This is a genomic window from Spirochaetota bacterium (assembly GCA_035477215.1).
Taxonomy (GTDB): Bacteria; Spirochaetota; UBA4802; order UBA4802; family UBA5368; genus MVZN01.
Genome location: DATIKU010000058.1, coordinates 236,199 through 248,510, shown reverse-complemented (window position 1 = coordinate 248,510; position 12,312 = coordinate 236,199). Strand labels below are relative to the sequence as shown.

Annotated in this window: 17 protein-coding genes; 14 read left to right on the top strand and 3 right to left on the bottom strand. The window is 57.5% G+C overall.

The genetic code is table 11. The features are described from left to right. Nucleotides 1–97 precede the first annotated feature (97 nt). Genes VLM75_15670 through VLM75_15660 form a run of 3 tightly spaced genes read right to left on the bottom strand, consistent with a single transcriptional unit; the run spans nt 98 to nt 986 of the window. The gene (locus VLM75_15670; protein HSV98359.1) at nt 98–409 is read right to left on the bottom strand and encodes a hypothetical protein; all 312 of its coding nucleotides are present in this window, start codon (nt 407–409) and stop codon (nt 98–100) included. After that, a complete protein-coding gene (locus VLM75_15665; GenBank protein HSV98358.1) occupies nt 409–681 on the bottom strand; it encodes a hypothetical protein in 273 nt (90 codons plus the stop codon). Before VLM75_15665 ends, VLM75_15670 begins: the two co-directional genes overlap by 1 nt. Before the next feature lie 41 nt (nt 682–722). Beyond that, complete coding sequence (locus VLM75_15660) at nt 723–986, bottom strand: hypothetical protein (GenBank protein ID HSV98357.1); 264 nt, start codon at nt 984–986, stop codon at nt 723–725. Nucleotides 987–1,184: 198 nt separating this feature from the next. On the opposite strand from VLM75_15660, the gene flgB reads away from it, so the two are divergent. The 14 genes from flgB to VLM75_15590 all read left to right on the top strand — a co-directional run bounded on the left by flgB (nt 1,185) and on the right by VLM75_15590 (nt 12,240). Further along, nucleotides 1,185–1,613 (top strand): flagellar basal body rod protein FlgB, encoded by a 429-nt coding sequence (flgB, locus tag VLM75_15655; GenBank protein HSV98356.1) that lies wholly within the window; start codon nt 1,185–1,187, stop codon nt 1,611–1,613. Between the two features lie 13 nt (nt 1,614–1,626). After that, nucleotides 1,627–2,091: a flagellar basal body rod protein FlgC gene (gene flgC, locus VLM75_15650; GenBank protein HSV98355.1), complete on the top strand. Its 465-nt coding sequence runs from the start codon at nt 1,627–1,629 to the stop codon at nt 2,089–2,091. A 12-nt stretch (nt 2,092–2,103) separates the two neighbouring features. Then, complete coding sequence (locus tag VLM75_15645) at nt 2,104–2,271, top strand: hypothetical protein (protein ID HSV98354.1); 168 nt, start codon at nt 2,104–2,106, stop codon at nt 2,269–2,271. Next, complete coding sequence (gene fliE / locus VLM75_15640) at nt 2,268–2,594, top strand: flagellar hook-basal body complex protein FliE (GenBank protein HSV98353.1); 327 nt, start codon at nt 2,268–2,270, stop codon at nt 2,592–2,594. The genes VLM75_15645 and fliE overlap by 4 nt, the downstream gene beginning before the upstream one ends. A gap of 332 nt (nt 2,595–2,926) precedes the next feature. Beyond that, on the top strand, nt 2,927–4,624 hold the full coding sequence (gene fliF / locus VLM75_15635) for a flagellar basal-body MS-ring/collar protein FliF (GenBank protein HSV98352.1): 1,698 nt from the start codon (nt 2,927–2,929) through the stop codon (nt 4,622–4,624). Nucleotides 4,625–4,752: 128 nt separating this feature from the next. Next, on the top strand, nt 4,753–5,769 hold the full coding sequence (gene fliG / locus VLM75_15630; GenBank protein HSV98351.1) for a flagellar motor switch protein FliG: 1,017 nt from the start codon (nt 4,753–4,755) through the stop codon (nt 5,767–5,769). Further along, nucleotides 5,762–6,688, top strand: a complete 927-nt coding sequence (gene fliH, locus VLM75_15625) for a flagellar assembly protein FliH (GenBank protein ID HSV98350.1) — start codon at nt 5,762–5,764, stop codon at nt 6,686–6,688. Before fliG ends, fliH begins: the two co-directional genes overlap by 8 nt. A 12-nt stretch (nt 6,689–6,700) precedes the next feature. Further along, the gene (fliI, locus tag VLM75_15620; protein HSV98349.1) at nt 6,701–8,113 is read left to right on the top strand and encodes a flagellar protein export ATPase FliI; all 1,413 of its coding nucleotides are present in this window, start codon (nt 6,701–6,703) and stop codon (nt 8,111–8,113) included. A 14-nt stretch (nt 8,114–8,127) separates the two neighbouring features. Then, nucleotides 8,128–8,604, top strand: coding sequence for a flagellar export protein FliJ (fliJ, locus tag VLM75_15615; GenBank protein HSV98348.1), 477 nt, complete (start codon nt 8,128–8,130; stop codon nt 8,602–8,604). Then, nucleotides 8,601–9,179: a lytic transglycosylase domain-containing protein gene (locus tag VLM75_15610; protein HSV98347.1), complete on the top strand. Its 579-nt coding sequence runs from the start codon at nt 8,601–8,603 to the stop codon at nt 9,177–9,179. The genes fliJ and VLM75_15610 overlap by 4 nt, the downstream gene beginning before the upstream one ends. Before the next feature lie 25 nt (nt 9,180–9,204). Beyond that, nucleotides 9,205–9,804: a hypothetical protein gene (locus VLM75_15605; protein ID HSV98346.1), complete on the top strand. Its 600-nt coding sequence runs from the start codon at nt 9,205–9,207 to the stop codon at nt 9,802–9,804. A gap of 152 nt (nt 9,805–9,956) precedes the next feature. After that, nucleotides 9,957–11,165, top strand: a complete 1,209-nt coding sequence (locus VLM75_15600) for a DUF4349 domain-containing protein (protein HSV98345.1) — start codon at nt 9,957–9,959, stop codon at nt 11,163–11,165. Beyond that, a complete protein-coding gene (locus tag VLM75_15595) occupies nt 11,162–11,767 on the top strand; it encodes a DUF4349 domain-containing protein (GenBank protein HSV98344.1) in 606 nt (201 codons plus the stop codon). The genes VLM75_15600 and VLM75_15595 overlap by 4 nt, the downstream gene beginning before the upstream one ends. After that, complete coding sequence (locus VLM75_15590; protein ID HSV98343.1) at nt 11,764–12,240, top strand: hypothetical protein; 477 nt, start codon at nt 11,764–11,766, stop codon at nt 12,238–12,240. The genes VLM75_15595 and VLM75_15590 overlap by 4 nt, the downstream gene beginning before the upstream one ends. Nucleotides 12,241–12,312: the final 72 nt, after the last annotated feature.

Here is a 12,312-nt window from a genome sequence, read left to right as displayed (position 1 = left end):
GACGGGGCCGCGTTCAATTATTCGCCGAAGGAAAACAGGCTCACCGTGCACTGCCGGGTGATAAAATTCGTCCCGCGGCCCTGAACGTCGCACGCGGCTATCGGAAAGAATCCACGCAGTTTACGCACATCTCGCGCAGGCTTGTTATCCTGCGAAGCAGGGTGTCGACGAAGACGACGTCGGGATACCTGGCAAAAAGCGAAGTCAGTTTCGATTGATAGCGTCCCAGGCCGCCCTCCAGTGCCAGTACATGCTGGATGCCGTATGCATCGGTTTCGAGGAGCGAATCGACGATCCCCCTCATATGCCGGTTCTCCCCGGAGAGTTCGCCCACGTCGTCGATCTCATCAAGGATGTCCCCGCAGAGAAAAACGATCGTTCTGAAATAGTCCGAACTTGAATCGCTCATCACGGGCCGTCGCTCGTGCCGCCGGGATCAGAGGCTCGGCGCGCCTCCCTGTACTGGAACGAGGGCAGGCCGATCTTGAGCGGGCAGACGGTGGCGGGGCATTCAAATCCATCGTCCCTGAATTCGCTTTTGCCGCCGGCCTGGAGCCTGCCCTGCTGCAGGCGCACCCATTCCCGGGCCTCGGTTTCGGTTTCCGCGAACCCGGCTACATGCGTGGATGTCCCCTTGCAATGAACGAATTCATATATAAGCTCGTATTTCCCCGCTTTCATATAAGGGCCTTTCGGTGGTGTTAATACGGTCGTAGTAAGGATCAGTTTAGCGTTCCGGTGCGGCAATTCAATAAATAATGAAAGCCGATCTGCGTGAGGATGAGTTTCCCGGGGAAGGCGGGAAGTATTTCGAGGTATTCGAAGTCTTCGAGGAGCTCGTTGAAAACCGCCTCCCTATGGTTTCGCAAAACGAGATCGCGGATAATAAGCACGTTCATCGTGACGCCGGGGTGCAGTTGTTCTCCATAATAATCCCGGAACTCCTGCATCACCATCTTCGAGTAATAGCTCAATTGCTCTGCCATAAACACGCTCCATGCCGGGTTCTTTGTACCGGAATCCGCTGCCCGGAATAGAGGGCCTGCCGCGCCGGTATTCACCGCCGCCGCATCCATCCCGCACAAAAAAATTATGTCTCCAGGCCATAAAAACGCTCAAAAAAAAGTAAAATATTCCGATGTTATGGGTAAGCAGAGGAATCTCATTTTCAGGAGTGCGGCGGAATGTTCGAGCGCAGCAGGATGATGCAGACGAATTACCTCCTCGAGCGGGGGCTCGATGTCGAGTCCACCCGGAGGAACGTTATCGCCAACAACATCGCCAATGTGGACGTGCCGCATTTCAAGCGGAGCGAGGTGAACTTCGAAAGCGAGCTTCGGCGCGTTATCAGGGAGAAGGCCGATCCGTCCAACAGGTTCCAGGCCAAAATGACCGACGAGCGGCACATTCCTTTTTACGTGGAGAGGGATGTGCGCGGCGTGCGGCCGAGGATCAACCTCGACTATTCCACAACCCTCAGGAACGACGGAAACAACGTGGACATAGAGAAGGAAACGGTGGACGCCGCGAAGACCCAGATGCGATATAACGCGTACGTCAATGTGCTTAATCAGAATTACAAGGTCCTGAAGCTTGTCATGAGGCCCGCATAAGGAGTAGATGACCATGGGAATGTTTGATGCTTTCAATATTTCGTCGACCGGGCTTACCGCCCAGCGCCTGCGTATGGACGTCATTTCGAGCAACGTGGCGAACGCCACGACGACGCGGACGCCGGAAGGCGGGCCGTACAAACGCCAGCGCGCCATCTTCGCGCCGGTGAATATCCGTCCGTTCTATAAATCGCCGCTGGTGCCGTCGCGAATCGAGCACGGGGCGGGGCAGGGGGTCCGGGTGGTGAAAATCGAGCAGGACGCGGAGCCGTTCAGGCTGTCGTACGATCCGACCCACCCCGACGCCATCAAGATAGGCCCGAAAAGGGGGTATGTCGAGATGCCCAACGTCAATATCGTAATGGAGATGACCGACCTGATCTCGGCGTCGCGCTCGTACGAGGCCAATGTGACGATGGTCAACAACGCCCGGTCGATGTATATGAAGGCGCTCGAGATCGGAAGAACAGGAGCTTAAAGGAGGACGTGTATGATGAGGGAACAGTCGGGAAAGATGGAGATCAATATAACGCATGAGCTTTCGCAGATAAATAGCCTGCGCCGGGTGGCCCGCACGGGAAGTGGAAACGCGGACGCGTGGTGTAACGTGATATTCGACCTCCGAAGCGAAAAAAACGAGAGGACCACTACGGCATGAATACGATCGATACGACGTTTACCGGGCACCTGGTAGGGCTCAAGACCACGAATCCGCTGCACATGGACGGCTTCCAGGCCCTGAAACCCGATGACGACGTGGCGGGTTCCTTTGCCGATATGCTCAAGTCGGCGGTGAACAAGCTGAACGACCTGCAGATTGACGCCGAGGACCTGAGCCAGAAGATGATCCATGAGCCCGGGTCGGTGGATATTCACACGGTGATGATCGCAACGCAGAAAGCGGAGCTGGCGCTTACGTTTACAAAGGCCGTTCGCGACGAGGCCATACGGTCGTACAGGGAGCTGATGAACCTGAGATAATCGCGAAAACACCCGGTCCGGAACGGGAACACCGGACCGGGCCGGGAATGTCATAAAACGAGGGGAGGAAATTAATTGAATTTTTTTGGAAATTAATTGATTTTTTTGTTTACAATTTTTTTTGTATGTGATAGCTGCATTATGTCGCCTTAGGAACGGGACGTGCCGCAATAACCGGAAGTATTCGGGAGGCTTTTTCCACCGCAGCCGGCGGAAGGGAAAGGGCCCCCGGAACGAGGGTTGGGGCGCGCGCCGTGCGCAAAAAAATCAAATTTCCTGATCCCGTGGTGTTAATAGTGTGACGTACCCAGTCAGGAGAGAGGGGGGTAACGGTGGAATTCCTGAGCAAGCTCCTGGGGCAGCTTAAGGAGATTTACGAAAAGCTCGACCGCACGAAGAAGATAATCATCGCGTCCGTGCTGGGTGTGATGTTTGTCGCGTTCATCGTGCTCTTCTCGGTTTCGACCGAAAAAGCGAATGTTCTGCTCTTCGCCGACCTGCCATCGGCAGATTTCGGCCAGGTCACCAAGAAGCTCGATGAGATGAACTTTACTTATAACACCAGCGGGACGACTTCGATATTCGTACGACCCGAACAGCGCGAACTTATCATGACCCGACTCGCGCAGGAGAACATGATACCCAAGGGCATACCCGGCTGGAAGCTGTTCGATATTTCGAAGTGGACCGAGACCGACCGCGAGATCGACGTCAAGTTCATGCGGGCGCTCAGGGACGAGATCAAGCGGCACATCGAATCCCTCACGAACATCGAAAAGGCCGATGTCGAGATCGCCATCACCGAGGAAGAGCTTTTTACAGAGAAGGATAATCCCTATACGGCCGCGGTAACGGTTTACCTGGCTCCGGGCTATGACAAGCTCAGCAAAAAGGAAATCAATGGGATAATGTACCTGGTGTCGCGCGCCGTGGGGGGGAAGCTCAAGCCCGAAAACGTGGTGGTTACCGACGAATACGGCAAGATCATTTCAGACTTCGACAACGAATTCGATAAAGCCAAGGAGGAGTACACCCTCCTTGAATACCGAAAAAAAATAGAAGAAAAGGCCCGCGTGCACCTTCTGCACGACATACGCAGGGGACTGGAGCGGGTGTACACCCCGGATCGCATACAGATAGTTCGCCTTAATATGGATTTCAACTGGGACAAGGTTTCCGAAGAGAAGGAAGAGTATACCCCGATCGAGATGGAACCCGACAATCCTGAAACCCCATACTCCGAGCGCAGGGTAAAAGACTCGCTTGTCGTTTCTGAGAAGACCGCGAAGGAGCATTTTCAGGGCCACGGCTGGAATCCCGAGGGGCCGGCCGGAACGGAGGGTAACAAACCTCCCGGATACAAGGCGAGCGACGACCAGTTCGCAAAGTACGATAAGGAAGAAAACATACGCAATCATGCCGTAAACAAGTCCATGAAGAAGATCCAGCGCGATCCCTTTGACGTGACCGGCGTTTCGGTGGCGATCGCGATCGATGGATTTCAGGACCTGCCCAGAACGTCCGAGGGCGACTATGACCTCGATCCGACAAAGAAGCCGGTCCAGGTCTCGCTGACCCCGGACGAGCTTAAGCAGGCCGAAAATATCGTCAAGAAGTCCATAAACTATGACGCCGCGCGCGGGGACCAGGTCGCCGTCGAGAACATCATGTTCGACCGGACCAAGGACTGGAACCGCGTCCGCGAAGAATTTCAGCGCAAGGAGCAGTTAAAACGCATACTCCTCGCCAGCCTCATCGGCGTATTCGCGCTCTTCCTGGGCATGGTGCTCTTCCGCGCCATCAACAAGGAGCTCGCGCGGCGCAGGCGGATCCGCGAGGAGCAGCTGGCGCTCGAGCAGCAGCGCATGCGCGAGGCGGCGCTGCGCGCCGCCGAGGAGGAGGGCATCGACGTGGAGCTTTCGCTTGAGGAAAGGGCGCGCCTCGAGCTCCAGACCAACGCCGTCAGCCTGGCCCGCGAACGGCCCGACGACGTGGCGCAGTTATTGCGGACCTGGCTTGCCGAGGAGTGAGGAAACGGGACGGGCGGGCGATATATTTAAATTGACGCCCGCCCGCATAAAGATGTACTTTAATTAACCGGTGACGCGAAAGGACGGAACCTCTCCCCGGTGCGGGGAGGGCGTACGGAGGGAGAGAGATGCTTCAATCGAAAAAATCCCAGCTGACCGGGCGGCAGAAGGCCGCCATTTTCCTTGTGTCCCTGGGCTCGGAGGTGTCGTCCGAGATATTCAAGCATCTCCGCGAGGACGAGATAGAGCAGCTCACCTTCGAGATCGCCCGGCTCGACAGGATCGAGCCCGAGGACAAGGACAAGGTGCTCATGGAATTCCAGGAGATGATGATGGCGCAGGACTTCATCGCCACCGGCGGCATCGACTACGCCCGCGAGGTGCTGGAGCGGGCCCTGGGGACCCAGAAGGCCATCGATATCGTCAACAGGCTCACCTCGAGCCTGCAGGTGCGTCCCTTCGACTTCATCCGCCGAACGGACCCGTCCCACCTCCTTAACTTTATACAGGGGGAGCATCCCCAGACGATCGCCCTTATACTCGCTTATCTCGACGCGGCCAAGGCGGCCCAGATTCTTTCGGGTCTCAGCCACCAGATACAGGCCGACGTCGCAAAGCGCATCGCCACGATGGACCGCACCTCGCCGGACGTGCTGCGCGAGGTGGAACGCGTGCTCGAGCGAAAGCTTTCGACGCTGGCATCGGAGGACTATACGTCGGCCGGCGGCATCGACGCCATCGTCGAGGTGCTCAACCAGGTGGACCGCGGAACGGAAAAGATCATCATCGAGGCGCTCGAGGAGGAGGACCCGGAGCTCGCCGAGGAAATAAAGAAGCGGATGTTCGTCTTCGAGGACATCGTGCTGCTCGACGACCGCTCGATACAGAAGGTGCTTCGGGAGGTCGATACCCAGGACCTCGCCAAGGCGCTCAAGGGCGTGGATACCGAGGTTCAGGAAAAGATTTTCCGCAACATGTCCAAGCGCGCGTCCTCGCTCCTCAGGGAGGACATGGACTTCATGGGGCCGATACGGCTGCGTGACGTCGAGGAGTCCCAGCAGAAGATCGTGAACATCATACGAAAACTCGAGGAAGCCGGCGATATCATAGTCGCGCGCGCCGGCGAGGAGGAACTCGTTGTCTAAACTGGTTTTCAAGCCGACCGAGGTGGTCGTTACCGGCATTCCGAAACAGATCGAGCTTCCGGAAAAATATCAGAAGAACATCATTTCCGACGAGGAATATAAGGAGTTCGAGGTCGACGAGGCGGGAAACCCCGTCGATGTTTACCAGGGGCCGTCGATAGAGGAGATGGAGGCCGAGCTCGAGCGCTACCGGCGCGAGACCGAGGAGGAAGTGCGCCGCATGCAGGACGAGGCGCGCGGACGTGTGGGCAAGATCGAGGAAGAGGGCAAGGCCGCGGCGTTTCGCGAACTGCAGCAGGCGCGCGAGCAGATAAAGCTTGAGTTGGAGCGCTTCCAGAAGGAGTCCGAGCGCGAGGTTGAGCGGGGCAAGTTCGAGGCCGAGAAGATGATCAAGGACGCCGAACTCAAGGTTTCCGAGATCGAGCACGAGGCGTACAAGAAGGGATACGAGGCGGGGCGGGAGGTGGGCTACAAGGAAGGACAGGCCGAGGTGATGCGCCTGATCGACCGGCTCGGCACCATCGTCTCGACGGCCGTGGACATTCGCGACGACATCATCCGCTCCTCCGAAAAGCTCATGACCGAGATGATCCTGATGATTGCGCGAAAGGTCATCAAGGACGAAATAGTGGAGCGGCGCGAGGTGGTGATCAACAACATCCGCGAGGGGATCAAGCGCGTAAAAGACCGCGACCGCATCGACATCCGCGTGAACTTCGCCGACCTCGACATGACCACGGCCCATAAGGACGAGCTGATAAAGATGATGGAATCGCTGAAGAAAGTCAACATCTACGAAGATTCAAGGGTGGACCGCGGAGGCTGCATCATAGAGACCGACGTGGGGGCGATCGACGCGCGGGTTTCGACACAGCTGGACACTATCGAGGAGGCCATCCGCAACGCGAGCGCGCTGTAGCGGTGACAGGCCATGATAAGGATTCTACCCCACGAACACGTCGATGTCCTCTCGAAGTACAAGACCATAATCGACGAAGTCAACGTAGTCCAGTTTACCGGAAAGGTGGAGCGTATTGTCGGCCTCACCATAGAGTCCGCGGGACCCGCCGTTAAATACGGAGAAATGTGCCGCATCCGTCTTGGCGAGGGAAATTACCTCTATGCCGAGGTTGTCGGCTTCAACCGCAGCAAGGTCATACTTATGCCTATCGGCGACATGAAAGGGGTTGTTCCGGGCGCGGAGGTCATCGCGGCCGGCTCATCCCTTACGGTACCGGTCGGCGACCAGTTGCTGGGTCGTGTGATCTCGGGGCTCGGCAAGCCCCTCGACGGTCGCGGCGAGATATTCACCGGAGTGCGTTATCCCGTAGAGGGGAAGCCGCTTAATCCGCTTGAGAGAAGGCTGATCACCGAGCCGCTTTCGGTGGGCATTCGCGCCATCGACGGACTGAATACCATCGCCAAGGGACAGCGTATCGGCATTTTCTCGGGCTCGGGTGTCGGAAAATCCACGATTCTGGCGATGATAGCACGCTTCACAAACGCCGACGTAAACGTCATCGCGTTGATCGGCGAGCGCGGCCGCGAAGTACGCGATTTCGTCGAGAAGGAGCTGGGGCCGGAAGGCCTGCGACGCTCGGTGGTCGTGGTGGCCACATCCGACCAGCCGCCGATGCTCAGGATTCGCGGCGCGTTTATGGCGCACGCCATAGCCGAGTACTTCCGCGACCAGGGCAAGGACGTAAACCTCATGATGGACTCCGTGACGCGCTTCGCGCTCGCTCAGCGCGAGGTTGGCCTCGCCGCGGGCGAGCCTTCGGCCACGCGCGGATTCCCGCCGTCGGTCTTCTCACTCCTGCCGCGCCTGCTGGAGCGTTCCGGGACGCGCGAGGGTTCGGGCAGCATAACCGGAATATACTCCATTCTCGTCGAGGCCGACGACATGAACGAACCGATCGCGGACGCGGTGCGGGGGGTCCTGGACGGCCATATAGTACTCGACAGAAAGCTCGCGCACAAAGGGCACTACCCGGCGATCGACGTGCTGGGGTCCATATCGAGATGCATGAAGGACGTGGTGAATGATGAACACGCGAAGTCCTCGGCCGAAATGCGGGAGATCATGGCGGCCTACGCCGGGGCCGAGGACCTCATCAACCTCGGCGCGTACGCGCGGGGTTCGAATCCGGTCATCGACAGGGCGATCGAGATGAAGCCCGCCATAGACGCGTTTTTAAAACAGGGAATGTACGAACGCGATACCTACGAGTCGATCGTGGCGAAACTCGAATCGATGTTTCGCAAGAAGAAGGAAGGCGCGCGCGAAGGCGCCGCCAGGGATTATGTCACATCGACGCCATACTTCGCGCGCATGCGTAAATAGGGGAGCGGTCGAAGATGAAAAAGTTCAAATTCCGCCTCCAGCGGCTCCTCGACATTCGCGAAGCGAAGGAGAAGGGCATAAAAAACGAGATGGCCGCGGTCCTGACGGTTCAGAACAGGGAGCGCCGGAAGCAGGACCAGTACAGGAACAGCATCGAGGAGCAGCATATCAAGTTCGCCGAACTCGTTAAGGGCGGGCGTTATTCGTATTCAGCGGCCTCGTCATTCGAGCGGTACATAGATTTCGCTTACAAGGTAATACGCGATCAGCAGGAGCGCATCGACGCCATGGAGCCCGAGATCCGGAAAATTCGCGACAGGCTGGTCGAGGCCTCAAGGGAGCGCAAGGTGGTGGAAAAGCTGAAGCAGCGCCACTGGGACGAGTTCATGTTCGAGTATAACCGCGAGATCGCGAAAGAAAACGACGATACCAACCAGAATATATTCGTGAAGAGGAGAATCGAGGAGATGACGCTGGGGAGCGAGGCATGATAGAAGACATGTACGCGGTCATGGGCAGGATAACCGAAATCAGGAAGCGTTTCGGACTGATGAATCGAAGGCAAGCTCCGGTTCAGCAACAGGATTTTCAACGTCAGCTGGAACGGCTTGCCGGTGATGGGAAAGGCGCCGACAAGGCCCCGGGGAAAACCGCGGCTTTGCCCGCGAAACCGATGACCGTTCCGGAATTGCGCGACATCGCGAAAGCCGCCGCCCTTCGCAACGGGATTCCCCCTGGACTGGTCGACGCGGTCATACAGGCGGAGAGCTCCTATAATCCCAAGGCCGTTTCTCCGAAAGGGGCGAGGGGACTAATGCAGCTTATGCCGGAAACTGCCGGCTCCCTCGGTGTTACCGACCCGTTCTCGCCGGAGGAAAACATCAACGCCGGCGTCGGACTTTTAAAGAACCTGCTTGAAAAATATGACGGCGACTACAAGAAAGCGCTTGCCGCCTACAATGCCGGCGAAGGCGCGGTCGATCGAAACGACGGTGTGCCGCCATTTGATGAGACACGCGAATACGTGAACAGGGTGATTAACCTGTACCTGAGGAACAAGGAATAACAGCCGGGAGCAATCGGAGCCTGATATGAGAAAATTTTCCGACAGGGCGAAAATGGTCTACCTCATCGCGCTCATTATCTTCATAGTCGCGGCGGGGCTTTTCTGGCTTGATTACATCGGTCTTTTAGATATGGAAAAGAGGCTGGGTGGCGTATTCAAAAAGGAGGCCCAGCTGGTGCTCGACGCAAAAGACGACGAACCGTCGCTTATCGAGCGCGAGGAGTTTGAAAAGGAGAAGCAGAAATTTTTAGAGCGGGTGGAAGACCTCGATCGCAGAGAGGCGAAAATTGTCGAGGCCGAGAAAACCCTGGAGTCCGAGAAGGAAAAAATCGAGGATGTCCGCAAAGGCCTCGATATCGAAAAGAAAAAACTGGAGAACGAGAAGAAACGCTACACGGGCTACGAACGCAATGTGCGCGACCTGGCCGGCAAGGTGACGAGCATACGCCCGGAAGAGGCGGTCGAGATCATGATAAAGTGGGAGGAGCCCCTCATCGTCGACGTGCTCAGGCGCATCGATGCGGACGCCGTGGAACAGGGGCGCAGGAGTATTTCGCCGTACCTCATCTCGCTCATGCCGCGCGACAAGGCCAGCCGTATTATGTACCTGATGACGCAGATCTGAGACCAGCGTCTCAGCGCGCGCCGTAAAATTGGGTTGATTTCCGTCCCGCATCATGATACGGTCGCATACGCGACGTCGGATGCGCGATCCGGGCGCCCGCCGCCGATGAGAAGCCGGAGAAAGTTTTTCAGCATTTTATTTCTGATGGATATATGCGATTAAAGAATAAAACCATCGTTCTGACGGCGTTCGCACTTGCGGCATTCATTGTCGTGTCGTGCGGCTCGCTCGGCGATCGGGGAAGGAAAAGCCTCGGCAAGGCGGGCGAGTCCTTTGCTCCGGTCAGTGAATACGATGCACGAGAAGGCGCCAGCGGCATGCTTGACGATGAAGAGAGGAACGACCTTGCCTCCCCGTCAGCTAAAGGAATCGTTAAGGACAAAACCGCCCCGCGCGAGCGGATGGTCGTCTATACGGCCGATTTTTCGATCGAGGTCGAGAGTATAAAGCAGTCGCTCGACACGATCGGCGCGATGGTAAAAAACCTCGAGGGTTTTATCGAATCGGTGACCACCTCGGACTCCTACGGCGGCGCGAGGGTGGTCCTCAGGGTGCCGGTCAAACGCTTTGACGAGGCGCTCGCCGGGGCCGAAAAGCTGGGGAATGTACTTGACCGGAGCGTCACTGCGTCCGATGTAACCATGGAATTCAACGACATTACGCTGAGGATCGACACGGCGAAGCGGGTGCGCGAGCGGATGTACGAGCTCCTGAAACGCGTAACGAAGGTCGAGGACCGCGTAAAAATCCTGCGCGAGATCGAACGGCTTACCGAACAGATCGATATGATGACTACGCGGATGAATTACCTGGCGGGTCGTGCGCGCTTTTCGACGATCACGCTCGGCCTCAGGGCCAGGGTAAAAGACTCGGTGCGCTCGTTCATTCCCTCTCCATTTCCATGGATCGCCGGCCTGACCCCGGATAAAAAAAGCATATTCGATAACGGAAAAAAGACCTCGTTCGACGCGCCCGCGGGTTTCTTCGCGCTGAAAAGGAATTTCTACGAAGGGGATTCGGCATTCCTCGTGAGCGCTCCCGACGGAACAACCGGAATGCGACTGGGTCTGGCCGAAAACTATCCGCCCGCCGATATCGCCTTCTGGGCCGAGGCCTTCGAGCTCGACGTACGCAACCGCATGTACAAGCTCGAAAAATCCGACGAAATATCGGGTCAGCATGGCCTTTCGTTCAGGCGCTACCTTTTCGCGCTTTCCGGCGGCGGGAGGTACCTGGTGGCATTTGCTGTCGGCGGCGACAGCCTCTATGTGGTCGAGGCCGTGTCCGAATCGGAAGCCGCCTTCGCGCGGCACGCGGCGGCGGTCGAGGTGTTCATTAAATCGGCGAGGAGCGCGCGATGAAACGTTCGATCGCGATAATCGCGCTGTGCGTTTTCTATGCGTTTCCCGCTCCGGCGGCGAATGGCGCGTTCACGCAGGAATATTTTTACGGAATGTTCGCCGCGGAAAGGGAGAAGGCGATCGCTCGCCTGCGCTCGTTCGCCGCGGAAAACAACGGGTACGTGAAATTTTACTCCAATGCGAAGGTGGTTTTACGCATGCCCGCCGAGCGCGTGCAGCGCATACGCGACGTTATACTCGACACGGGGTATATCGGCGACGAGCGCCTGCAGCGCACCGACGTGGGCGAGTCGCTCCTCGACCTGCGCACCAGGTTGAAGACGAAGGAGTCGCTCCTGGCGAGCCTCTATAAAATCTTCGAGGACGCGCAGGTTCAGCAGACGCTCGAGGTCGAGAAGGAGCTCGGAAAGGTCGTAACGGAAATCGAGAACATAAAGGGAAGGATCGCCTATCTCGAAGACAGGGTTTCGCTCGCCGAGGTGACGGTCTCGATCAATACCCAGCCGGGCGCGAAAAAAGACGCTCCGGGCACTCGTTCGCGCTGGGACTGGGTCAATTCCCTCGGGATAGAGGGCCTTGTGTCCCCCGGGGGGTGGCGATGAGAACGGCCGGCGCCGCCCTTTTCGGGATAGTGCTCATTTTCTTTTGCATCATACCCGGGTGCCGTCCGGCCGGCGTCAAGTACCGGATGGACGCTCCCGCGGGCTTCGCGGTATATACGAAGGACGCAGACTCTTACCGGGCGATAAGCGCCGACGGCGTGCGGGTCAGGGCGCGACGTGTCGAGAACAACCCGCCCGGTGACGCCGCCATGTGGGGGCAGGCGGTCGAGGCGCATTTGAAAAACAGGGGGTATCACCGGATCGCGTTTCAGCAGGTGACCGCCCGCAACGGCTGGGCGGGTTCTTTTACGGAATACGCGTACTGGTATAACGCGGAGGAGTACCGGTACGCGGTCACGATTTTCGTAACATCGGAACATATCTATCTTCTCGAAGCCGGCGGTACGACCGAACGCTACGCCCGGAAGCGTGAAGGTATAATAAAGTCGCTCGGGCAATTCAGCGTAGAGTGAGACCCGCATTTAGGATTGACGTATTTGCACCGCCGGTATCCTTCCTAATCCAAAGGCCGGAGTTTGTGTATT